The 22,484-nt window shown below is 67.5% G+C and carries 19 protein-coding genes; 15 read left to right on the forward strand and 4 right to left on the reverse strand.

The features are described 5' to 3' along the window. Positions 1-131: 131 nt before the first annotated feature. Genes guaB through IRG63_RS05850 form a run of 3 tightly spaced genes read left to right on the forward strand, consistent with a single transcriptional unit; the run spans position 132 to position 4,491 of the window. Positions 132-1,634, forward strand: coding sequence for an IMP dehydrogenase (gene guaB, locus IRG63_RS05840; protein ID WP_168626252.1), 1,503 nt, complete (start codon positions 132-134; stop codon positions 1,632-1,634). A gap of 33 nt (positions 1,635-1,667) precedes the next feature. Beyond that, positions 1,668-2,786: a GuaB3 family IMP dehydrogenase-related protein gene (locus tag IRG63_RS05845; RefSeq protein ID WP_168626253.1), complete on the forward strand. Its 1,119-nt coding sequence runs from the start codon at positions 1,668-1,670 to the stop codon at positions 2,784-2,786. A gap of 1 nt (position 2,787) precedes the next feature. Continuing rightward, on the forward strand, positions 2,788-4,491 hold the full coding sequence (locus IRG63_RS05850; protein ID WP_193509469.1) for a glycerol-3-phosphate dehydrogenase/oxidase: 1,704 nt from the start codon (positions 2,788-2,790) through the stop codon (positions 4,489-4,491). A gap of 5 nt (positions 4,492-4,496) precedes the next feature. On the opposite strand, the gene IRG63_RS05855 is transcribed toward IRG63_RS05850, so the two are convergent. Further along, the gene (locus IRG63_RS05855) at positions 4,497-4,808 is read right to left on the reverse strand and encodes a rhodanese-like domain-containing protein (protein ID WP_193509470.1); all 312 of its coding nucleotides are present in this window, start codon (positions 4,806-4,808) and stop codon (positions 4,497-4,499) included. A gap of 141 nt (positions 4,809-4,949) precedes the next feature. Here IRG63_RS05855 and IRG63_RS05860 point away from each other — a divergent pair, with 141 nt between their 5' ends. From IRG63_RS05860 to guaA, 4 genes are all read left to right on the forward strand, one after another. Beyond that, positions 4,950-6,287, forward strand: a complete 1,338-nt coding sequence (locus IRG63_RS05860) for an LPXTG cell wall anchor domain-containing protein (RefSeq protein ID WP_168626255.1) — start codon at positions 4,950-4,952, stop codon at positions 6,285-6,287. Positions 6,288-6,388: 101 nt separating this feature from the next. Continuing rightward, the gene (locus IRG63_RS05865) at positions 6,389-7,147 is read left to right on the forward strand and encodes an SURF1 family protein (RefSeq protein ID WP_193509580.1); all 759 of its coding nucleotides are present in this window, start codon (positions 6,389-6,391) and stop codon (positions 7,145-7,147) included. Between the two features lie 9 nt (positions 7,148-7,156). Next, positions 7,157-7,576, forward strand: coding sequence for a DUF3817 domain-containing protein (locus IRG63_RS05870; protein WP_168626256.1), 420 nt, complete (start codon positions 7,157-7,159; stop codon positions 7,574-7,576). Continuing rightward, positions 7,573-9,156, forward strand: coding sequence for a glutamine-hydrolyzing GMP synthase (gene guaA / locus IRG63_RS05875; protein WP_193509471.1), 1,584 nt, complete (start codon positions 7,573-7,575; stop codon positions 9,154-9,156). The genes IRG63_RS05870 and guaA overlap by 4 nt, the downstream gene beginning before the upstream one ends. 103 nt (positions 9,157-9,259) lie before the next feature. Here guaA and IRG63_RS05880 read toward each other — a convergent pair whose 3' ends face one another. The 3 genes from IRG63_RS05880 to IRG63_RS05890 all read right to left on the reverse strand — a co-directional run bounded on the left by IRG63_RS05880 (position 9,260) and on the right by IRG63_RS05890 (position 11,146). Then, complete coding sequence (locus tag IRG63_RS05880; protein ID WP_168626258.1) at positions 9,260-9,508, reverse strand: SCO4226 family nickel-binding protein; 249 nt, start codon at positions 9,506-9,508, stop codon at positions 9,260-9,262. A gap of 179 nt (positions 9,509-9,687) precedes the next feature. After that, positions 9,688-10,488 carry a Bax inhibitor-1/YccA family protein gene (locus tag IRG63_RS05885; protein ID WP_168626259.1) on the reverse strand — a complete coding sequence of 267 codons (801 nt, stop codon included), beginning with the start codon at positions 10,486-10,488 and terminating at the stop codon, positions 9,688-9,690. Between the two features lie 40 nt (positions 10,489-10,528). Further along, the gene (locus IRG63_RS05890; protein ID WP_193509472.1) at positions 10,529-11,146 is read right to left on the reverse strand and encodes a zinc ribbon domain-containing protein; all 618 of its coding nucleotides are present in this window, start codon (positions 11,144-11,146) and stop codon (positions 10,529-10,531) included. A 43-nt stretch (positions 11,147-11,189) separates the two neighbouring features. Here IRG63_RS05890 and IRG63_RS05895 point away from each other — a divergent pair, with 43 nt between their 5' ends. From IRG63_RS05895 to purH, 8 genes are all read left to right on the forward strand, one after another. Next, positions 11,190-12,158, forward strand: a complete 969-nt coding sequence (locus tag IRG63_RS05895) for a glycerophosphodiester phosphodiesterase family protein (RefSeq protein WP_193509473.1) — start codon at positions 11,190-11,192, stop codon at positions 12,156-12,158. A gap of 137 nt (positions 12,159-12,295) precedes the next feature. Next, positions 12,296-13,933, forward strand: coding sequence for an LPXTG cell wall anchor domain-containing protein (locus IRG63_RS05900; protein WP_193509474.1), 1,638 nt, complete (start codon positions 12,296-12,298; stop codon positions 13,931-13,933). Positions 13,934-14,093: 160 nt separating this feature from the next. Further along, positions 14,094-16,517 carry an ATP-dependent helicase gene (locus IRG63_RS05905; RefSeq protein WP_193509475.1) on the forward strand — a complete coding sequence of 808 codons (2,424 nt, stop codon included), beginning with the start codon at positions 14,094-14,096 and terminating at the stop codon, positions 16,515-16,517. A 282-nt stretch (positions 16,518-16,799) separates the two neighbouring features. Beyond that, the gene (sucC, locus tag IRG63_RS05910; RefSeq protein ID WP_168626264.1) at positions 16,800-17,963 is read left to right on the forward strand and encodes an ADP-forming succinate--CoA ligase subunit beta; all 1,164 of its coding nucleotides are present in this window, start codon (positions 16,800-16,802) and stop codon (positions 17,961-17,963) included. 32 nt (positions 17,964-17,995) lie between these two features. Then, entirely contained in the window at positions 17,996-18,883 is an 888-nt protein-coding gene (gene sucD / locus IRG63_RS05915; protein ID WP_168626265.1) for a succinate--CoA ligase subunit alpha, read from the forward strand. 194 nt (positions 18,884-19,077) lie between these two features. After that, positions 19,078-20,316, forward strand: a complete 1,239-nt coding sequence (locus tag IRG63_RS05920) for a DUF6350 family protein (protein ID WP_193509476.1) — start codon at positions 19,078-19,080, stop codon at positions 20,314-20,316. A gap of 9 nt (positions 20,317-20,325) precedes the next feature. Next, complete coding sequence (gene purN / locus IRG63_RS05925; RefSeq protein WP_193509477.1) at positions 20,326-20,913, forward strand: phosphoribosylglycinamide formyltransferase; 588 nt, start codon at positions 20,326-20,328, stop codon at positions 20,911-20,913. After that, a complete protein-coding gene (purH, locus tag IRG63_RS05930; protein WP_193509479.1) occupies positions 20,910-22,475 on the forward strand; it encodes a bifunctional phosphoribosylaminoimidazolecarboxamide formyltransferase/IMP cyclohydrolase in 1,566 nt (521 codons plus the stop codon). The genes purN and purH overlap by 4 nt, the downstream gene beginning before the upstream one ends. Positions 22,476-22,484 lie beyond the last annotated feature (9 nt).

Genomic DNA, 22,484 nt, shown 5'->3' on the forward strand with positions numbered 1-22,484 from the left:
TCACGCCCGTGCCACACCGCTGGGCCAATGTGCTACCGCGGGAACAGAATCGACAGTCGAACCGTTAACATTGACTACCGGTATTCACTGTGGCATCCGGTCCTTCCCTCCCGTCCCACTCCAGGAGAATCATGGATCAGCCAGACCCCTTCGGCTTCATCGGGCTCACCTACGACGACGTCATGCTGCTGCCAGGGCACACCGACGTCATCCCGAGCGAAGCGGACACGTCCAGTCGGCTCACCCGGCGCATCCGGGTCAGCACACCACTGATCTCGGCCGCCATGGACACCGTGACCGAGGGGCGCATGGCCATCTCGATGGCCAGGCAGGGTGGCTTGGGCGTGCTGCATCGCAACCTGTCGATCGAGGACCAGGCCGGGTTCGTCGACAAGGTGAAGCGCAGCGAGTCGGGCATGATCACCAATCCGGTCACGACGACGCCGGATGCGACGGTCGCCGAGGTTGACGCGGTGTGCGGCCAGTTCCGCGTATCGGGTCTGCCGGTGATTGAGGGTGACGGCACGCTCGTTGGAATCATCACCAACCGTGACATGCGTTTTGTCTCCCAGTTCGAGAAGTCGACGACCCTCGTGCGGGACGTCATGACGAAGATGCCGCTTATCACCGCACCCGCCGGCATCGACCCCGACGGGGCGATCGCCATCTTCGCCGAGCACAAGATCGAGAAGCTGCCGCTCGTCGACGAGCGAGGACGCCTGACTGGTCTCATCACGGTGAAGGACTTCGACAAGACCGAGCAGTACCCGAACGCCACCAAGGACGATGAGGGCCGGCTGCGCGTTGGCGCCGCGATCGGCTTCTTCGGCGACGCGTGGGAGCGCGCCGGTGCGCTCGCCGACGCCGGTGTCGACGTCATCGTCGTGGACACCGCCAACGGCGACTCCGCCGGTGAGATCAGCATCATCCGTCGACTCAAGGCCGACCCCGCGTTCGCGAACATCGACATCATCGGCGGCAACGTCGCGACGCGTTCCGGTGCGCAGGCGCTGATCGATGCAGGCGCGGATGCGATCAAGGTCGGCGTCGGGCCGGGTTCCATCTGCACGACGCGCGTGGTCGCGGGTGTCGGCGTGCCGCAGGTGACCGCGGTGTACGAGGCATCGCTGGCCGCCCGTGAGGCGGGCGTCCCAGTGATCGCCGACGGCGGTTTGCAGTACTCGGGCGACATCGCCAAGGCGCTCGTTGCCGGCGCGGAGACCGTGATGCTCGGGTCGCTGCTGGCCGGGACCGACGAGAGCCCCGGCGAGCTCATCTACGTCAACGGCAAGCAGTTCAAGACCTACCGCGGTATGGGGTCCCTCGGTGCGATGCAGACGCGCGGCACGAAGACCTCCTACTCGCGCGACCGGTACTTCCAGGCCGATGTGCCGAGCGACGAGCAGCTGATCGCGGAGGGCATCGAGGGCAAGGTTGCGTATCGCGGCCCGGTCTCATCGGTCGTCTACCAGCTGGTCGGTGGCCTGCGCCAGTCGATGTTCTACGTCGGCGCGCGCACCATGGACGAGCTGCGCGCGAAGGGCAAGTTCGTGCGGATCACAGCGGCCGGGCTGAAGGAATCGCACCCGCACGACATCCAGATGGTCGCGGAGGCGCCCAACTACCGTCGCTGAGCCTCGTCGGCGGTGCGCGCCTAGACTGAGGGCGTGACTGAAGTGGAGATCGGCCGCGCCAAGCGCGCTCGCCGCGCATACTCGTTCGACGACATCGCGGTGGTGCCCAACCGGCGCACGCGCGACCCTCAGGATGTCTCGGTGTCGTGGACGATTGACGCGTACAAGTTCGAGATCCCCTTCTTGGCCGCGCCCATGGACTCGGTCGTCTCCCCGGAGATCGCCATCCGGATCGGCCAGCTCGGCGGCCTCGGCGTGCTCGACCTCGAGGGCCTGTGGACCCGGTACGAGGACCCGCAGCCATACCTGGACGAGATTCGCGGGTTGCCTGATGCCGAAGCCACCAGCCGCATGCAGAGGATCTACGCCGAGCCGGTGAAGCCGGAACTCGTCACCAGCAGGCTGGCCGAGATCCGCGAGGCCGGAGTCACCGTCGCCGGCGCGCTCTCCCCGCAGCGCACCCAGCAGCTGTACAAGACGGTCATCGAGGCGGGTGTCGATCTGTTCGTGATCCGCGGCACGACCGTCAGCGCCGAGCATGTCTCCCAGAACCAGGAGCCGCTCAACCTCAAGAAGTTCATCTACGAACTCGACGTCCCGGTGATCGTGGGCGGCGCATCCGGATACACGCCCGCGCTGCACCTCATGCGCACCGGAGCCGCAGGCATTCTCGTCGGCTTCGGGGGTGGCGCAGCGTCAACGACGCGCGCCGCGCTCGGCATCCACGCGCCCATGGCGAGCGCCATCGCGGATGCCGCCGGTGCCCGACGCGACTACCTTGACGAGTCGGGCGGCCGCTACGTGCACATCATCGCCGACGGCGGACTCGGCACCTCGGGCGACATCGTCAAGGCGGTGGCGATGGGTGCGGATGCCGTGATGCTCGGCAGCACGCTGGCACGCGCCACCGACGTGCCCGGCGGCGGCTTCCACTGGGGAGCCGAGGCCCACCACGCCGAGCTGCCCCGCGGCAACCGGGTGCGTGTTGGCCAGGTGGCGCCGCTCGAGCAGATCCTGTTCGGGCCGTCAACGGTCGCAGACGGCACGGTGAACCTGGTCGGCGCGCTTCGCCGGTCGATGGCGACGACTGGGTACTCGGACCTCAAGGAATTCCAGCGCGTCGACGTGGTCGTCTCGCCTTACCACGACTGACATGGTGACCGACCGCTCCCGACTCGGTGCCCCGGAGCGCGCTGCCGCCATCGCCAGGATGCGGGACGGCGAACTGGACGTCCTGGTCGTCGGTGGTGGGGTGGTCGGCGCCGGTGCAGCCCTGGATGCCGCGACGCGCGGCCTGCGAGTGGGGCTGGTCGAGGCCCGGGACTGGGCCTCTGGCACGTCGAGTCGTTCCTCGAAGCTGGTGCACGGCGGCATCCGGTATCTGGAGCAACTCGACTTCTCGCTCGTGCGGGAGGCGCTCGTCGAGCGCGGCCTGCTGCTGGAGAAGCTCGCGCCCCACCTGGTGCGGCCGGTGCGGTTCCTGTACCCGCTGACAGTGCCGCTTGTGGAACGCGGCTACATCGGGGCCGGCATGGCGCTGTATGACGTGATGAGCTACACCGGTGGCCGCTCGCCGGGGGTGCCCCACCACCGGCACCTGAGTCGGCGGCAGGTGCAGCTGGCGATGCCTGGGCTGCGCACCGACGACATCCGCGGCGGGATCAGCTATTTCGACGCGCAGGTGGATGACGCGCGGTTCGTGGTGACGCTCGTGCGCACCGCGGCGCAGTACGGTGCGCAGGTTGCGAACCGGCTGAGAGTGGAGGGCTTCCTCAAGGAAGGTGACCGCATCGTCGGCGCTCGAGTGCGCGACTACCACGCTGGCGGGCAGTTCGAGATCCGGGCGAAGCGAGTCGTCAACGCGACCGGGGTGTGGACCGACGACACCGAGGCGCTGACCGGAGATCGGAGCCGGATGCGCGTGCGCGCGTCCAAGGGCGTGCACTTGGTGGTGCCGAAGGATCGATTCCACTCCACCATGGGTGTGCTGCTGCGCACCGAGAAGAGCGTGCTGTTCGTCATCCCGTGGGGCCGGCACTGGATCATCGGCACGACCGACACCGACTGGAACCTGGACAAGGCGCATCCGGCCGCCACCGCCGCGGACATCGACTACCTGCTCCAGCGTGTCAACCGGGTGCTTGCCGAGCCGCTCAGCCGGGAGGATGTCGTCGGCGTCTATGCCGGGTTGCGGCCGCTGCTGGCGGGGGAGAGCGACGACACCTCTAAGCTGTCTCGCGAGCACGTCGTGGAGAGCACGGTGCCGGGAATGGTGTTCGTCGCCGGGGGCAAGTTCACCACCTACCGAGTGATGGCGATGGATGCGATCGATGCGACCGGCGTGACGGCTGTGCCGAGCGTGACGGCGGACATTCCGCTGGCCGGCGCCGAAGGGTTCGCCGCCGCCTGGAATGTGCGGGCTGCGCTGGCCGCCGAATTCGGCATCCGGGAGCGGAGGGTCCGGCACCTGCTGCACCGCTACGGGGCGCTCGCCTCTGAGGTGCTCGAGTTGATTCGCGGCGACGCATCGCTGGGGGAGTTGCTGCCGGGCACGCGCGACTACCTGCGCGCGGAAGTCGTCTATTCGGCGAGGAGCGAGGGGGCACTGCACCTGGACGACGTGCTGACCCGGCGCACCCGCATCTCGATCGAGGCGGCGGATCGCGGAGTAGCCGCTGCGCCGGTGGTCGCGCGGCTCATGGGCGGCGTGCTCGGCTGGGATGAGCAGCGCATCGAGCGCGAGGTCGAGTTGTACCTCGAGCGCGTGTTCGCCGAGCGGGGGAGTCAGGAGCAGCCGGATGACGCATCCGCCGACCGGGTGCGGTTGAGCGCGCGCGACAGCATGGGCCTGCTGTGAGTGCCCTAGGCGGAGTCGGCAGCGGTGACGATCGGGTTCCCGGCGGTGATCCACGCCTGGATGCCGCCGGCGATGTTGACCGCGTCGTGGCCGTTCTGGCGTAGGTAGTCGGCCACCCTCCCGCTGCGCGCGCCGGAGCGGCACAGCACGTACACCGTGCCATCCGGAACCTCGTCGAGGCGATTCAGGAAGTCGGACATCGGGATCAGCGGCACTCCGTCGATGTGACCCTCGTCGTACTCGCTCTGCTCGCGTACGTCGATGATGCTGGGCGACTCGAGGCGCGTGAGCTCGTCGATGGTGATTTCGTGTTGCACGCGTTCAGCCTAAACGGCGCTCTCGATCACCACCCCTGTTCGGGGGTTGCCCGTCCGGCTGATATACCGATAGTGTCTCGGGAAATTGCTCTTCCGCACTCTCGGATGCAGCAGGTCCAGTACTACCCGAAAGGCTTCCACATGAAGCGTCCGTCCTTTGCCCTGCCCGCTGCCGCAGCTGCGACAGCCCTGATCATGACGGCGGCGATGGCGCTTCCGGCGTCCGCTGCGTCATCAACCGACTACGTGGTCGCTGGCGACATCGCGCCCGGTCCCGAGACCGATGCGACCTACCTCGGCTGGCACGAGGGCGGATCCGGTACGGATGTCCGTCATGACGTCCGCTGGGACGGTCTGCACATCGCGACCAGCGGCACACCCTCGCAGATCATCAACGGGCTGGTGGCCGGAGGAACGCTCGGCCTACCGACCGACGGAGCTGAGCTTCTCGGACTCATCACAAGCTCCTCGGTCACCGTCTCGCAGGGCAGTGTCACCCTTCAGGTGGCGTTCACCGCCGACGACTCCATCACCGGTTACTGGGGAACCCTCCGACCGGCCGCTGCCTACGGAGTTGGAACCAGCACGCCCAGCGCAACTGACAGCTGGGTCTCCAGCAAGACCATCACCGGGACGTCGATCGTCCAGGATGTCCCACAGTCGCTCCAGGACATCGTGACCGAACTGGCGGCCGCAGGCGACCAGCTCCGCTACTCCGCATTCGGCGTATGGGCGGGCACCCATTCGGTGGTCGAGCAGATCACTTGGGCTGACGTCGAGTACCGCTTCACCGCGCAGCCGCTCGCCGCTCCGGCGGCGACCGACCGGTGGGTGCTCGAGTCCGAGATTCGCCCGAACGCAACGCCGTACGCCGGCTGGCATGAGGGGTACCCCAATGCCACCCCGGCATATGACGTGATCAGCACCGGGCTCAGCTTCGGCAACGGCGCGAACTCGCAGATCATCAACGGTCTCGCGACGCCGCTGACGACGCTCGAGCTCGAGCGCCTCATCACCACCGCGAGCGTGACCGTCGTCTCGGGCGAGGCGTTCTTCCAGGTGCCGCTGTTCGTCGGCCCGACCGACGAGTTCACCACGCTGCGGCCCGCGAACGCGGCAACCCCCAGCGCCAACAGCACGTTCTCGCTGTTCAGCCAGTGGGTCCTCAGCCGTCCGGTTGCCGGGCTCCCGGCCAACACCCCGATGCGCCTCGGTGACATCATCGACGCGCTCGAGGCGGCGGGAGAGGTCGACGTGCTCGCGTTCGGTGTGCTCGCCCAGGCCACCGCACCGGCCGTGGTCGCGAACCTCGAGTGGGACGGCGTGCGCTACAACTTCACCGCACAGCCGGCCGCTGCCACACCCCCGGCGCTGGCTGCCACGGGAACAGACGGCATCGTTCCGTTGAGCATCGCCGGCCTGCTCCTCCTCGCGGGCGTTGCGCTGGTGACTGTGCGCATCCGCCGCTCCAAGGCGTAGCAGTCTGAACCGCTGATCGCCCGGTCGCTGATTCGTTCAGCGGCCGGGCGATAGGCTTTTGGGGGAGCATTGGTGGAACAGCGGATGGGTGACGAGTGAGCATGTGGGTCGTCGCTCGCCGTCCCAAATGGATCGCCGCGCTTCTGTTGGCTCTCGGAGTCGCCGCCGCATTCGCGGCACTCGGCCAGTGGCAGCTCGAGCGCAGCATCGACACCGGCACCGTGATCGAGCGGGACACCGAGACCGTGATGCCGCTGACGAGCGTCGCCCAGCCGCAGGCATCCGTCTCCGGGGCGGCGGACGGGCAACTCGTCGCTGTCGCCGGGCGGTTCCTTGACGACGAGTACCTCACGATCGCCGGCCGCATGAACGGCGGCGAGAGCGGCTATTGGGTCGTCGGACACCTGCAGACGCCGGATGCGGCCGGCTTGGCAGTCGCGCTCGGCTGGACCGCCGACCGTGACACCGCCGAGGAGGTCGCCGCGGGCCTCGGCGCCGAGGAAGTGCAGCTCACCGGTCGCTACGTTGCTGGTGAGGGCCCGCAGGAGTCCGACTTCGAAAGCGGCGAGCTCGCCACCGTGTCGCCTGGCGCGCTGATCAACCTATGGCCGACGATCGATTCCGGCGGCGTGTACGGCGGCTACGTTGTCGCCGACGACCCGGTCGGCGGGCTCGAGGCGATCGACTCGCCGGCACCGTCGACCGAGGTGCAGGTCAACTGGCTCAACGTCTTCTACGCGGCCGAATGGGTCATCTTCGCCGGGTTCGCGGTGTTCCTGTGGTGGCGGGTTGTCAGGGACGAATGGGAACGCGAAGAGGCCGCGCTGGCCGCCGACGAGCGCCCAGAACGGGCCGAATAGACTAGGTTCATGCCGCTTGCCCCACGCGTTTCTGATGCCCCGCGCATCCGTCGCACCCTCTCTGTCTTCAAAGTCTCCGCCGCCATCACGGGCGTCTTCCTGCTGCTGCTCGTGCTCATGATGGTGTTCCGCTACGGGTTCGGCGCAGACATCGAGATGAACGGGCCGGACGGGTTCCTTGCCCTCACGCCGCAGGACGCGATCACCGGCATCAACCTGTCCACGGTCATCCTGATCGTGCACGGTTGGCTGTACGTGCTGTACCTCGGTTGCGACTTTATGCTGTGGCGGCTGCTGCGCTGGCCGTTCAAGAGCTTCCTCTTCATCGCGCTCGGCGGCATCGTCCCCGGACTCTCCTTCTTCTTCGAGGTGTCGGTGCCCAAGCGAGTGAACGCCGAACTGGCCGAACTTGAGAAGGAGCTCGTGTGAGTACCCCGGAGCGCGACACCGAGCAGCGACCCGTTCTCGTCGTCGACTTCGGCGCGCAGTACGCCCAACTCATTGCCCGCCGCGTGCGGGAGGCGAGCGTGTACTCGCAGATCGTTCCGCACACCATCACCGCCGCGGAGGTCAAGGAGCTCGACCCGGCCGGCATCGTCCTGAGCGGTGGGCCGTCGAGTGTGTACGAGCCCGGGTCCCCGAGCCTCGACCCGGGCATCCTCGAGCTCGGCGTGCCGGTGCTGGGCATCTGCTACGGCTTCCAGGTCATGGCCAAGCAACTCGGCGGCGAGGTCGCCAACACCGGGTTGCGCGAGTACGGCGCGACGCAGGTGTCCGTCGTCGACCGCGGCACGCTGCTGGATGGTCAACCGGATGCGCAGACAACCTGGATGAGCCACGGTGACTCGGTGGCGAAGGCGCCGGAGGGATTCCGCGTGCTCGCCTCGACCCAGTCAACCCCGGTGGCAGCCTTCGAGAACCCGGAGCGGGGTCTCTACGGTGTGCAGTGGCATCCGGAGGTGAAGCACTCCGAGTTCGGGCAGAACGTGCTCGAGAACTTCCTCCACCGCGCGGCAGGCATCGCCGCCGACTGGAACGCCGGCAACGTCATCGCGGAGCAGGTCCAGCGCATCCGCGAGCAGATCGGTGATGCGCGCGTCATCTGCGGACTGTCCGGCGGGGTCGACTCGGCCGTCGCCGCAGCGCTCGTGCACGAGGCGGTCGGCGACCAGCTCACCTGCATCTTCGTCGACCACGGACTGCTGCGCCAGGATGAGCGCCGTCAGGTCGAGGAGGACTACGTCGCCTCCACCGGCGTGCGGCTCGTCACGGTCGACGCTGAGGAGCAGTTCCTCGACGCGCTCACTGGCGTCACCGACCCGGAGACGAAGCGCAAGATCATCGGGCGCGAGTTCATCCGCTCGTTCGAGAACGCCGCGGAAGCGCTCGTGCTCGAGGCGCAGGCCGGCGGTGAGCCGATCCGCTTCCTCGTGCAGGGAACCCTGTACCCGGATGTCGTCGAGAGCGGTGGCGGCAGCGGTACCGCCAACATCAAGAGTCACCACAACGTCGGCGGCCTGCCGGAGGATCTGCAGTTCGAGCTCGTAGAACCGCTGCGCGCCCTGTTCAAGGACGAGGTGCGAGCCATCGGCCGCGAGCTTGGCCTGCCGGAAGCGATCGTGAACCGGCAGCCGTTCCCCGGACCCGGCCTCGGCATCCGGATCGTCGGCGAAGTTACCCACGAACGGCTCGAACTGCTGCGGAAAGCGGATGCCATCGCGCGCGGCGAGCTGACCGCCGCCGGACTCGACGACGAGATCTGGCAGTGCCCGGTCGTGCTGCTCGCGGACGTGCGCTCGGTCGGCGTGCAGGGCGACGGTCGCACCTACGGGCACCCAATCGTGCTGCGCCCGGTGTCGAGCGAGGATGCGATGACCGCCGACTGGACGCGCCTGCCGTACGACGTGCTCGCGCGCATCTCCAGCCGGATCACCAACGAGGTGCCCGGAGTGAACCGGGTGGTGCTCGACGTCACGTCGAAGCCGCCGGGCACCATCGAGTGGGAGTAGTTGGGCTCTGGGCCGCTTGCGCGGGTCGAACTCCCGCGCGCTGGTCGAATTGGACGCGCGCGCGGAAGGTTGACCCGCGCGCGCGATCTCTGCGCCTGCGCGACTAAACGGCTAGTGGCACCGCGTGGATCTCGTCAGCCGGGTGTCCGGTGCGCTCGTGAATGCGCCGAACCGCGTCGGCTGATGGGGATTCGGACAGGCAATAGACCAGTCCATCCTCCGGATTCGCCCACGCCTGCTTGAAGATCACACCCTCTTCGCCCTGGATGGCGAGGTCGGCTTCGTGCGCGGCCTTCAACTCATCCGCCGTGATGCCGACCATGTTGCGGTGTACGTCCATGAACTCTGGCATGGCGCTACCTCATCTCTTTCGAGCGGTATTTCTGCGCACAGTACGCTCGGGCAGGTGCGCCGTCAACAGGTTGTCGACACAGTCGCCATTCACGTTGCGGGAGAACAGGAACGAGCGCCGCTTAACGACGCGAGCGCCGCTGAAATATCAGCGGCGCTCGCGCAATCCGGCGGCGGAAACTATTCGCGGAAGATCGCGATGAGGCGCAGGATCTCCAGGTACAGCCAGACGACCGTGACCATGATGCCGAACGCTGCGGTCCAGCCGTAGATGCGCGGCGCGCCACGCTCGACACCGGTCTTGATGTCCTCGAAGTCCATGACGAGCGAGTACGCGGCGAGCAGGATGACCAGCACACCGAGGATCAGGCCGATCGGAATGCCGAAGATCTCCTGGCTGCGCAGCCCGAACATGCCGCTGGTCACGCCGGTCCACATGAGCACGATGTTGACGACGGAGAAGGCCAGGTAGCCGAGCATCGCGATCATGAAGATCTTGGTGGCCTTCTTGGTCGCACGCACCTTGCCGCTCGCGAACAGCGCGAGGGTGATGCCGACGACCGCGAGGGTTCCGAACACGGCCTGCGGCACGATGCCGTCGAACAGGCTCGAGAACATCACCGAGATGCCACCGACGAACACGCCCTCAACCGCGGCGTAGCTCAGCACGAGGGCGGGGGATGGCTTCTTCTTGAAGATGTTGACCAGCGCAAGTACGAAGCCGACCAGCGCCGCGGGCAGCGCGAGAACGGGTACGAACCAGCCGACTGCTGCACCGGCGACCAGGATGGCGAAGCTCACAACCGTCTTGACGATCGTGTCCTCGTAGGTCATCCGGTCGGTGTCGACCGGGGTCGCCGCCGGGCGGCCGTACATTTCGTCGAGCTGTTCTGCCGAGAAGTCCGGTGCTGCCGGTCGCGCGAGGGCCTTTGCCGCATTCGCGGTGAATGCCGGAGAGTTGCTGAATGCAGGGTTGGACATTATTCCTCTTGCCGTGAAGTGGATGTGGTCAAAGACCAATCTACCGTGCCCGCATCCGGTTTCTACCGTTGATCACTGTCAGAGAACGGCCAAGCCAGGCGGATGCCGCCACAACGGCGCCCGCGATCGCGACCACGAGCGCGTTGTTTCCGTACTGCGGGAACGCGCCGGCGAGAACGGCGGCCGCGCCGATCAGCAGCAGCAGGCTGAGGTAGCTCGGCCACGGGCGCTGCCGCACAAGGAACCATGCGGCCAGTGGGATCGCGAGGAAATACGCGGAGCTGGCCCCGTTCAGCACCAGAACCGTCGCCAGACCGCTGGGCACGATCACGAGCGCGCGGCGCCAACCGGCCCCGGGAAGGATGCCCCAGCCGGCGGCGTGCAGTGCGAAGCCGATGCCGAGGAACGGGAGCGAATACGCGGAGGTCGCCTGCACGAGCAGCCCGCCCGCAAAGAGCATCAGCAGCGCACCGACGTACCGCGCGCGGTAGCTGCCCCAGCGCAGCGGGAGGGTCGCGGTCGGCTCTCGGCTCCCGGCATCCGGTGGCGCCGACGGCCTGATCGCGCCGGGAATGGCCGCCTTCGTCGGAGCGCCGCAGTGCACGCAGTACTTCCAGCTGTCGTCCAGTTCCCGCCCGCAGCTGTTGCACCTCCCCATACGTTGCAGGGTACCAATTGCCCCGATCGCGTACCGTTGCCCTGTGCGAAGCGACCGGCTGCCCCTCGTCATCGCCCATCGCGGCGCGAGCGGCTACCGACCCGAGCACACGCGGGACGCGTACCTGCTTGCCATTGAGATGGGGGCGGATGCGGTGGAGCCGGACATCGTGGCGACGCGCGACGGCGTGCTCGTCATCCGGCATGAGAACGAGATCTCCGGGACGACGGATGTCGCCGCGCACCCCGAGTTCGCTGACCGCAGGACCACCAAGGTCATCGACGGGCAGCGGGTGACCGGCTGGTTCACCGAGGACTTCACTTGGGCGGAGCTCGCCACGCTGCGCTCACTCGAGCGGCTGCCGCGCATCCGGAAAGCGAATGCCGCCTTCGACGGTCAGCAGGGCGTGCTGCGCCTGAGCGACCTGCTTGCGGTGCTCGATGAGGCGCAACGGCCGGTCGGGTTGGTTGCCGAGGTCAAGCACGCGACCCACTTTGATTCGGTCGGCTTGCCGCTCGATGAGCTTCTGACCGCCGAGCTCGGCGGGTGGGCCCGCGACGACCGGCTGATCGTCGAGTCGTTCGAGACGACAGTGCTCGGGAAGCTGCGTGGGCGCGGTGTGAGCGCGCCGGTCGTCTTCCTGGTCGAGGCGACCGGATCGCCCGCGGACGAGGTCGCCCTGCTCGGAAACGCCGCACCGACCTACGCCGATCACCTCACCGACGCCGGCCTCGACGGGTTGGCCGGCAAGGTTGACGGAATCAGCGTCGCCAAGAGCATCCTGTTGGAGTCGGCTGAACTGGTCGAGCGTGCCCACGCGCGATCCTTGCGCGTCTTCACCTGGACGCTGCGCGCCGAGAATCGCTTCCTCGACCCACGCTTCCGGCTGGGCGGCTCCGGCTTTGGCGACTGGATGTCCGAGTTCCAGCTGATCATGCACAGCGGCGTCGACGGCGTGTTCGCCGACCAGCCTGACCTGGCGATCACCGCGCGCAGCAGCCTCGTCGACTAGCGGCCCGACAGATAGGGGACTCATGTCCCGACCCCGCGGGACAGCGCGCTCTGGAGCAAGGGACTGCGCCTTCGCGAGTGTTGTCGAGCGATCGGATGATCGCCGCGGTATTTGCCGTGCTCTCGACAAGGACAAACGTGCATCCCACATCACACCCCCACCCGAAACTCAGGCGTACGCTCCACCTCGGTGGCGCAGTCGCCCTCGCGCTCTCGCTGAGCGTCCCGCTCGCTGTCGGCTCGACCGCGCTCGAACTTGCCCCTGCCGCGTACGCCGCGGTCGAGACTCTCGACTTCCAGGCCTCTGCATCCGTCGGCCAGCCCACCCTTCGCGTGCAAGCCGACGTCATTGTGAACGGCACAGTTCGCGGAGACCTTTACCCGCACGCCGAGATATTCGGACCCGACGGTGCCTACTCACAGGGCCAGCTCGTCTTGGCTGGGCCGGGCAGCACCATCAAGGTGGCCGAGTTCGCGGACCTGCCGGACGGCCTCTACAGGATCCGGCTGACCGTCGACATTGATGGGGAACCGTATTACGACGAGTTCTACGCAAGCATCGCAGCCCGCGAAAGCGACGCACCCGTCGTCTCTGCAGCGCTCACCCCCGGACCGAACGCTTCGGGCTGGAGCAACACGAGCACGACGCTGAACATCGACGCCGTCGACAGTGCAGCCGGTGTGCGCTACATCTACTACAGCATCGACAAGGGGCCCAGCATCCGGTCGGGAGTCAGCGTCGGCAACAGGCACAACGCCCGCGCCGCGCACGTGTTCAGCTCGAACGGCACCCGGCTCGTCGACTTCTGGGCGGAGGACTGGCAGGGCAACTTCAGCGAGCCGCAGAGCACGACCGTGCGGATCGACACGACGGGGCCGACCATCGACATCGCATCGCCCGCCGAAGACTTCACCGTCTTCGTCGGCGATGAGCTGAACGCCAACTTCTCGTGCGAGGACGCCGCATCCGGTGTCGCCTCGTGCGAAGGGTCGGTCCCGTTGGGTGAGAGCCTGCCGACCGACGTGGCCGGCGACTTCGACTTCACCGTCACGGCCACCGACCTTGCCGGCAACACGTCCACGCGGATCGTGACCTACACCGTCCGTGACATCGACGGCCCGCAGGTCACGATGGAGCCGGTCGGTGTGAACTCGAGCGGCTGGCTGAACCGCGGCAGCTCGGTGCGCGTGTCTGCCGACGATGCGAGCCGTGTCGTCCACATGTACTGGGGTTACCTGACGCCGAGCGAGGAACTCGTCAGCGGCGAGACCTTCGGCGACGAGGCGATGATCCAGTTCACCGAGAGCGGCGAGTACTCCGTCTGGGCAGGCGCCACTGACGAGCACGAAAACGGTGAGGAGCCGGTGAACGCGCGGTTCAACGTCGACGTGGACGACCCGGTGATCTCGGTCTCGGTGCCGCAGCCGGTCGGCCTGCTGCCGGGCGAGTACATGCAGGGACAGCGTCTCGTCGCTGACTTCGAGTGCACCGATGCGCTCTCCGGTATCGCCGACTGCGAAGCGTCAGTTCCCAATGGCGAGCAGCTGCCGACCGATGAGGTCGGTGAGTTCGAGTTCACCGTGACCGCGACGGATGTTGCCGGCAACGAGGTCACGCGCGTCGTGTCCTACCGCGTCGTCGCGTCCACGGCACCGTCCATCCCGACGGTGCTCGCTCAGACCGGTGCGAACGCGCTGCCTGGCCTGCTCGCCGCCGGCGCGACCCTCCTGATCGGCGGCGTGCTGATGGGCATCCGCCGACTCGCCCGGCGCTAGCGTCCAGTTGCCCACTTCGGCCCCTGTTTGTGCACGATTCAGGGGCCGAAGTGGGCAACTTGCGTTCTGGTGCAAGGAGCCGGCGGTCCCGACAGGCTCGAGTACCGAGAGACGCGCGCGGCCGGAGCGAGTCAGTCGCCCAGCCTAGAATTGGGTGGCAATGACCAACCTGCGCGAACTAGCCGACCACATCTCGCCCTTGCTGGAGGGACTCAACCCGCAGCAGCGCGAGGCCGTCGAGCATCGCGGACCGGCGCTGCTGATCCTCGCCGGGGCAGGCTCCGGCAAGACCAGCGTGCTCACCCGCCGCATCGCCCACCTCATCGCGTCACGGGATGCCTGGCCGAGCCAGATCCTCGCCATCACGTTCACGAACAAGGCGGCCGGCGAGATGCGCGAGCGCGTGCAATCGCTCGTCGGCGGAGCCGCCGACGGGATGTGGATTTCCACCTTCCACTCGGCGTGCGTGCGCATCCTGCGTCGTGAGGCGGAGAGCTTCGGCTACACCAAGAGCTTCACCATCTACGACTCGGCCGACTCACGCGCCCTGATCAAGCGCATCATCAAGGACCTCGACGCCGACACCTTCGGCTTCACCGTCAGCCAGGTCGCCGGGCGCATCTCCAAGCTCAAGAACGAACTGCAGGACATCGAGAGCTACGCGCGCGGCGCCAATTTCAGCGACCCGGCCGAGGCCGTCTTCGTGGAGATGTTCCGCCGCTACACCGCGGAACTCACGCGCGCCAACGCGTTCGACTTCGACGACCTCATTGCGCAGACGGTGTACCTGTTCCGCGCCTTCCCGCGGGTGGCCGCGCTCTACCAGCGGCGGTTCCGACATATTCTCGTTGACGAATACCAGGACACTAACCACGCCCAGTACTCGCTCATCCGGGAGCTGACTCGCCCGCCCGCCCCGGAGGATCTGGCTGGCGCCGTCGGTTTCGACGGTATGCCGCTTCAGGAATATGACCGGCCGCTGCCGCCGGCATCACTTACCGTCGTCGGTGACTCCGACCAGTCGATCTACGCGTTCCGCGGGGCAGACATCCGGAACATCGTCGAATTCGAACGCGACTTCCCGCAGACGAAGGTGATCCTGCTCGAGCAGAACTACCGGTCGACGCAGAACATCCTCAGTGCGGCCAACTCGGTGATCGCGAACAATTTCGATCGCAAGGACAAGAAGCTGTTCACCACCATCGGCGACGGCGAGAAGCTGATCGGATTCACCGGCTACAGCCAGCACGACGAAGCGCAGTTCATCGCCGACGAGATCACGACGTTGCGAGAAGCGGGAACCGACTACAAGGACATCGCCGTCTTCTACCGCACCAACGCGCAGACCCGTGCGCTGGAGGAGATCTTCATCCGCTCGGCGATCCCGTACCGGGTGCTGGGTGGCACCAAGTTCTATGAGCGCGCCGAGATCAAGGATGTGCTCGGCTACCTGATCGCGGTCGCCAACCCGGCCGACCCCATCGCGCTGCGGCGCATCCTGAACACTCCGAAGCGGGGAATCGGTCCGGCGACCGAGGCGGCGCTGCAGAGCCACGCTGATAAGACGGGGATCACGCTGCGCGAGGCGTTGCGGTTTGCCGGCGACCTGGGCCTCGGGCCGAAGGTGACCTCAGCGATCATGGGTCTGTCCGCGATCCTTGACGAGGCGACCCACCTGGCCGACCCTGAGGGGTCACGGTCACGCCCGGCGCCCGTGCCGGATGTGCTGGCGCTGCTGCTCGAGCGGACCGGGTACCTCGATGTGTTGCACAACAGCCGCGACCCGCAGGATGAGGCCCGCGCGGAGAACGTCGAAGAGTTGATGTCCGTCACGCGGGAGTTCCAGCGGAACAACCCGGATGGCACGCTCATCGACTTCCTCACCGAGGTCTCGCTCGTCGCCGCCGCGGACGAATTGGACGACTCCAGCGGCACCGTCTCGCTCATGACGCTGCACACCGCCAAGGGGCTGGAGTATGAGGTGGTATTCCTCGCCGGCGTCGAGGAGGGTCTGCTGCCGCACCAGATGTCGGCGGGTGAACCGGGCGGCCCTGCCGAGGAGCGCCGCTTGTTCTACGTCGGACTCACGCGTGCCAGGCGGCTGCTGTACCTGACATTGGCGATGACTAGGGCTCAATTCGGCGACGTCGCTGTGGCGATGCCGTCGCGGTATCTCCAGGAGATCCCGCCGGAGCTCATCGATTGGCGACAGTCGCCGGGGATGGCGACCTCACGCGGCGGAACGCAGCCGCGAGCGCTCAACGCGCGGCGTGGAGCGTTCGGGGCCGAGGGCATCGGCGGCTACGCGCTCGAATCATCCGGGCCCGGCGCAACGGCACGGGCACGGATGGCAGCGCGCGCCGAGAAGCCGAAGACGGAGTGGGCGAATCGGGTCACGGGCACGGTGCGCGACAACGGCGACCTGACCCTCGCGGTCGGTGATCGCATCCGGCACACCGACTTCGGCGACGGCAAGGTGACGGCTGTCACCGGCAACGGACCGAAGTCGGTCGCCGAGGTGCAGTTCGACACCGCGGGCCGCAAGCGCCTGCTGATCAAGATCGCGCCGATCGAGAAGCTCTGACGCGCTGTGCCCGAGGGGTCGGTAGCCGGCCTTCCTGGTGATTGAAAAAGCCCTTTTGTGACCCCCGGGCAGTTCGGCCTCAGAGCACGGTCGCGCCGAAGCGACCACGGCGCATCTATGGAAACATCGTCCGTTCTTAACCGGGCCTCCATGACCGGCTCGGGGAAACCGTGCATTTCCACGGGGTAGGCTCTTCGATGGCCCGATTGTCTCGACGTCAAACAATGTGCGCGCTGGCAGTGGCCGATTCTGCTCCTCGACTTCACGCATTGGACTAAGACTGTGGATCTTTTCGAGTACCAGGCCCGTGACCTCTTTGAGGCCTACGGCGTGCCTGTGCTGGCTGGCCTTGTGGCCGACACCCCTGAAGAAGCGAAGGCGGCGGCCGAGAAACTCGGTGGCACCGTTGTCGTGAAGGCCCAGGTGAAGACAGGCGGCCGCGGCAAGGCGGGCGGCGTGAAGGTCGTCCACAACCCGGATGAGGCGTTCGCGGCGGCGCAGCAGATCCTCGGCCTCGACATCAAGGGCCACATCGTCAAGCGCGTGATGATCGCCGCCGGTGCGGCTATCGACCGCGAGTTCTACTTCTCGGTGCTGCTCGACCGGGCCAACCGCTCCTACCTCTCTCTCACGAGCGTCGAGGGCGGCATGGAGATCGAGCAGCTCGCGGTCGAGAAGCCCGAGGCGCTCGCACGCATCGAGGTCAACCCGCTCGAGGGCATCAGCGAGGCCAAGGCGAAGGAGATCGCATCGGCCGCCGGCTTCCCCGACGAGCTGACTGACAAGGTCGCCGACGTTTTCGTGAAGCTGTTCGAGGTGTACAAGAACGAAGACGCGACCCTCGTCGAGGTCAACCCGCTGGTGCTCACCAAGGACGGCGAGATCATCGCCCTCGACGGCAAGGTGACCCTGGACGACAACGCGTCGTTCCGCCACCCCAAGCACGAGCTGCTCGAGGACAAGTCATCGGCCGACCCGCTCGAGGCGAAGGCCAAGGAGAACGACCTCAACTACGTGAAGCTCGACGGTGAGGTCGGTGTCATCGGAAACGGTGCCGGGCTCGTCATGTCGACCCTCGATGTCGTCGCCTACGCGGGGGAGAAGCACGGCGGCGTGAAGCCGGCCAACTTCCTCGACATCGGCGGTGGCGCATCCGCTGAGGTGATGGCAGCCGGCCTCGACGTCATCCTCGGCGACCCGCAGGTAAAGAGCGTTTTCGTCAACGTCTTCGGCGGCATCACCGCATGCGACGCCGTCGCCAAGGGCATCGTCGGCGCACTCGCCGAGCTCGGCGCATCCGCGAACAAGCCGCTCGTTGTCCGCCTCGACGGCAACAAGGTCGAAGAAGGCCGCGCCATCCTGCGGGATGCGAACCACCCGCTGGTCACCCTCGCCGCGAACATGGACGAAGGCGCCGACAAGGCCGCCGAGCTGGCCAACGCCTGAACACGAGACTGAAGAGCTAGGAAAAATAGAGAATGTCGATCTTTCTGAACAAGGACTCCAAGGTCATCGTGCAGGGCATCACCGGCAGCGAGGGCACCAAGCACACCGCGCTCATGCTGAAGGCCGGCACCAAGGTGGTCGGCGGCGTGAACGCGCGCAAGGCCGGCACGACCGTGTTGCACGGCGATGTCGAGCTGCCGGTGTTCGGCACCGTTGCTGAGGCGATCGAGAAGACGGGCGCGGATGTCTCCATCGCCTTCGTCCCGCCGGCGTTCACCAAGGACGCGATGATCGAGGCCATCGACGCCGAGATCCCGCTGCTCGTGGTGATCACCGAGGGCGTTCCGGTGGGCGACACCGCTGAGGCGTGGGCGTACGCGACCAGCAAGGGCAACACGACCCGGATCATCGGGCCGAACTGCCCGGGCATCATCACCCCGGACGAGGCTCTCGTCGGGATCACTCCGGCGAACATCACCGGCAAGGGACCGATCGGACTCGTCTCGAAGTCGGGAACGCTGACCTACCAGATGATGTACGAGCTGCGCGACCTGGGCTTCTCCACCGCCATCGGCATCGGCGGCGACCCGGTCATCGGAACGACCCACATCGACGCGCTCGCCGCGTTCGAGGCCGACCCGGAGACCAAGGCGATCGTGATGATCGGTGAGATCGGCGGCGACGCCGAGGAGCGCGCAGCCGACTTCATCAAGGCGAACGTCACCAAGCCGGTCGTCGGCTACGTCGCGGGCTTCACCGCTCCGGAGGGCAAGACCATGGGCCACGCCGGCGCGATTGTGTCCGGCTCCGCCGGTACCGCGCAGGCCAAGAAGGAAGCACTCGAGGCCGCGGGCGTGAAGGTCGGCAAGACCCCGTCCGAGACCGCGACGCTCATGCGCGAGGTGCTCGCCTCCCTGTAGGGGTTGGTTTCATGAAGGGCCCGTCTTCGGACGGGCCCTTCGTCATTCGGCTACTGAAAATGCAGGAGATCCGGGGCGAAACACGCCCGCGAGGTAACGCACGACGGCGCGTCGCGGCGGATCTCCTGCATTTTCAGTGGGGAACGGCGGGGGCGTCGGGGCGGATGCGGGGGCGCCGGTAGCCTCGACACGACATGAACCGCCCGCTCACCGCCCTGTTCGCCGCACTCGAGGCGCTGCTCGTCGCCGGCATCGGCATCGGCCTGCCGCTCGTGCCGCTGACCCTGCTCTGGGCGTACCAGTACGGGCTCCAGGTCGATTGGGTCGTCTTTTGGCGGGGCTCGGTGGACGCGTGGCTGCTCGGGCACGGCGCGGATGTGCGCTTCATGCTCGACCCGCTCGTTGCGGCATCCGTCGGATTCGAGGGGGCCGGTGAGTCGTTCCCGATCACCATTGCCGCGCTCGGCTTCGGGCTGCTGACGATGCTGCTCGCGCAGCGTGCCGGTCGCCGGATCGCCGAGACCCCGCACCGGCTGGTCGGCATCGGCACCGCACTCATCGTCTTCTTCGGCATCTCGCTCGGCGTCACGCTCAGCGCACTGCACCCGCTCGCGCGACCCTCGATCTGGCAGGGCGCGCTGCTGCCGACGCTGGTGTTCGCGCTCGGACTCTGCATCGGCTCGGAGATCGCTCGTGCGCGGCTGCGCGGCCAGCGCACCCAGGAGAAGGAGAGCATCGTCACGCGCCTGATCGACCGCGTGCCGGCCGACATCCGGCTCGTCGCGGGCCAGATCCTGCGCGGAGGCACCGTAGCGGTCGCCCTGGTGACGGCCGCGGCCGCCGTCGCGACGACCGTGCTAATCGCCACCAGTTATGGCAGCATCATCGCGCTCTACGAGGGCATCCACGCCGGGGTGCTGGGGGGCGTCACCCTCACTCTCGGCCAACTGGCTTTCATCCCCAACCTGGTCGTCTGGGCGGCAAGTTGGCTCGTCGGTCCCGGGTTCGCCGTCGGCACCGGCTCGTCGGTGAGCCCGCTCGGCACGAGCCTCGGGCCGGTTCCGGCCGTCCCGGTGTTCGGCGCCTTCCCGGCGGGTGATCTGGCGTTCGGATTCCTCGGCCTCCTCGTTCCGGTGCTCGCCGGCCTGCTCGCCGGGCTCATGGTCCGCTCCCGGCTCGGTGACCGCTCGACGCTCGAACTGGTCGGCATCGGCGCCGGCATCGGCGTGCTCGGTGGCGCCCTCCTCGCCGCGCTCGCCGCCGCATCCGCCGGGGCACTCGGGCCCGGTCGGCTGGTTGACGTCGGCCCCAACCCGTGGCTCGTCGCTGCGTTCGCAGCGCTCGAGTTCGGGATTCCGGCGATCCTCGGCCTGGTCTCCGCCCGAGCTCGCGAGTTCGTCACGACGGCGCGAGAGGCCAGCGCAGAGCAATAGGCTCAATGAGTGCTGAAAGTGGTCGTGCTGATCTCCGGCGCGGGATCCAACCTGCGCGCGCTGATCGACGCGACAACAACACCCGGATTTCCGGCGCGCATCGTCGCGGTGGGCGCCGACCGGCCGGCGAGCGGCCTGACGCACGCAGCTGAGGCCGGCATCGCCACGTTCCAGGTGCCTTGGTCAGAGCACCCGGACCGCGAGTCCTGGGGCCAGGCGCTGGCCGCCCAACTCCGCACGATTGACGCCGACCTAATCGTGCTCAGCGGGCTCATGCGCCTTCTGCCCGCGACCGTGGTCGACGAGTTCAGCCCGCGCATCCTGAACACGCATCCGGCTTTCCTGCCCGAGTTTCCGGGCGCGCACGCGGTTCGGGATGCGATCGCGGCCGGCGTGCGCGAGACCGGGGCATCCATCATCGTCGTCGACAGCGGCGTCGACAGCGGGCCCATCCTCGCCCGGCGGCGCATCCCGGTGCTCGCCGACGACAGCGAGGACACCCTCCACGAACGCATCAAGATCGTCGAACGGGAGCTCCTCGTGAGCACCGTCCGCGACATCGCAACCGGCACCATCACCCTCGAGGAGTACGCATGAACACCACCGAGCACGACCGGGACGTCGTCCCGATCAAGCGCGCGCTCATTTCGGTGAGCGACAAGTCGGGCCTGCTCGAGCTCGCTTCAGCGCTCGCCGCGGCCGGGGTCGAGCTCGTGTCCACCGGGTCGACCGCGAAGATGATCGCGGATGCCGGGCATGCGGTCATCGAGGTCAGCCAGGTCACCGGCTTCCCCGAGTCCCTCGACGGTCGCGTGAAGACCCTGCATCCGTCGATCCACGCCGGCATCCTCGCCGACCTGCGCCTGGACGCCCACCAGCAGGAGCTCGACGGCCTCGACATCGCCCCGTTCGAGCTCGTCGTCGTCAACCTGTACCCGTTCGTCGAGACGGTCGCCAGCGGTGCCGCTCCGGATGCGGTGATCGAGCAGATCGACATCGGCGGTCCGGCGATGGTGCGGTCAGCGGCGAAGAACCACGCCAACGTCGCGGTCGTCGTCTCGCCGGCGAACTACCCGTCGATCATCAAATCGGTGATGGTGGGCGGCACAACGCTCGCGCAGCGCCAGCGTCTCGCCGGTGAGGCGTTCGCGCACACCGCCGCCTACGACACCGCAGTTGCGCGCTGGTTCGCCGACACCCTCGGGGTGCGGGCGACGAACCCTCACCAGGACGATCTCGAGCTGCACTACGTGCAGCCGCGCGCGCTGCGGTATGGGGAGAACGCGCACCAGCCAGCGACGCTCTACGTGTCACCGGATGGCCGCGGCATCGCGCAGGCTCAGCAGCTGCACGGCAAAGAGATGTCGTACAACAACTACGTCGACGCCGACGCCGCGCTGCGTGCCGCGTTCGACTTCGACGAGCCGGCCGTGGCCATCATCAAGCACGCCAACCCGTGCGGGATCGCGATCGCCGACACGATTGCGGCGGCGCACGAGCGGGCGCACGCGTGCGACCCGGTCTCCGCGTTCGGCGGTGTGATCGCCGCCAACGGTGCCGTGGACGCCGCGGCCGCGGAGTCGATCCGCGACATCTTCACCGAGGTGATCGTCGCGCCTGACTTCACCCCAGAAGCCATCGAGCTGCTGACCGCGAAGAAGAACCTGCGCCTGCTCAAGCTCCCGGTCGGCTACCGTCGCGACGAGCTCGAGCTCCGCCAGCTCTCCGGCGGACTGCTCACCCAGACCCCTGACACCCGGTTCGCGCCCATCTCGGAGTGGACCCTGGTCTCCGGCGACGCGGTCGACGACGCCACCGCGGCCGATCTGGAGTTCGCCTGGCGGGCGGTGCGCGCGGTGAAGTCGAACGCGATCCTGCTGGCTCGCGGCGGCGCATCCGTCGGCGTCGGCATGGGCCAGGTCAACCGGGTGGACTCGTGCCGGCTCGCCGTCGACCGGGCGGGGGACCGGGCATCAGGCAGCGTTGCCGCGTCGGATGCGTTCTTCCCCTTCGCGGACGGGTTGCAGATCCTGCTGGACGCGGGCGTGACAGCGGTCGTCCAGCCGGGCGGCTCGATCCGCGACGAGGAGGTCATCGAGGCGGCGCGAGCCGCGGGCGTGACCATGTACTTCACCGGCGAACGCCACTTCGCGCACTAGATGCGCCAG

The organism is Cryobacterium sp. BB736 (genome assembly GCF_014980265.1).
In the GTDB taxonomy this organism is placed as follows: Bacteria; Actinomycetota; Actinomycetes; order Actinomycetales; family Microbacteriaceae; genus Terrimesophilobacter.

What these genes read in the sequence shown, in the direction of transcription:
- guaB (WP_168626252.1), top strand. Translation starts at nt 132, where the DNA reads ATGGATCAGCCAGACCCCTTCGGCTTCATCGGGCTCACCTACGACGAC.
- IRG63_RS05850 (WP_193509469.1), top strand. Translation starts at nt 2,788, where the DNA reads ATGGTGACCGACCGCTCCCGACTCGGTGCCCCGGAGCGCGCTGCCGCC.
- IRG63_RS05860 (WP_168626255.1), top strand. Translation starts at nt 4,950, where the DNA reads ATGAAGCGTCCGTCCTTTGCCCTGCCCGCTGCCGCAGCTGCGACAGCC.
- IRG63_RS05865 (WP_193509580.1), top strand. Translation starts at nt 6,389, where the DNA reads ATGTGGGTCGTCGCTCGCCGTCCCAAATGGATCGCCGCGCTTCTGTTG.
- IRG63_RS05870 (WP_168626256.1), top strand. Translation starts at nt 7,157, where the DNA reads ATGCCGCTTGCCCCACGCGTTTCTGATGCCCCGCGCATCCGTCGCACC.
- IRG63_RS05880 (WP_168626258.1), bottom strand. Translation starts at nt 9,508, where the DNA reads ATGCCAGAGTTCATGGACGTACACCGCAACATGGTCGGCATCACGGCG.
- IRG63_RS05885 (WP_168626259.1), bottom strand. Translation starts at nt 10,488, where the DNA reads ATGTCCAACCCTGCATTCAGCAACTCTCCGGCATTCACCGCGAATGCG.
- IRG63_RS05890 (WP_193509472.1), bottom strand. Translation starts at nt 11,146, where the DNA reads ATGGGGAGGTGCAACAGCTGCGGGCGGGAACTGGACGACAGCTGGAAG.
- IRG63_RS05905 (WP_193509475.1), top strand. Translation starts at nt 14,094, where the DNA reads ATGACCAACCTGCGCGAACTAGCCGACCACATCTCGCCCTTGCTGGAG.
- sucD (WP_168626265.1), top strand. Translation starts at nt 17,996, where the DNA reads ATGTCGATCTTTCTGAACAAGGACTCCAAGGTCATCGTGCAGGGCATC.
- IRG63_RS05920 (WP_193509476.1), top strand. Translation starts at nt 19,078, where the DNA reads ATGAACCGCCCGCTCACCGCCCTGTTCGCCGCACTCGAGGCGCTGCTC.
- purH (WP_193509479.1), top strand. Translation starts at nt 20,910, where the DNA reads ATGAACACCACCGAGCACGACCGGGACGTCGTCCCGATCAAGCGCGCG.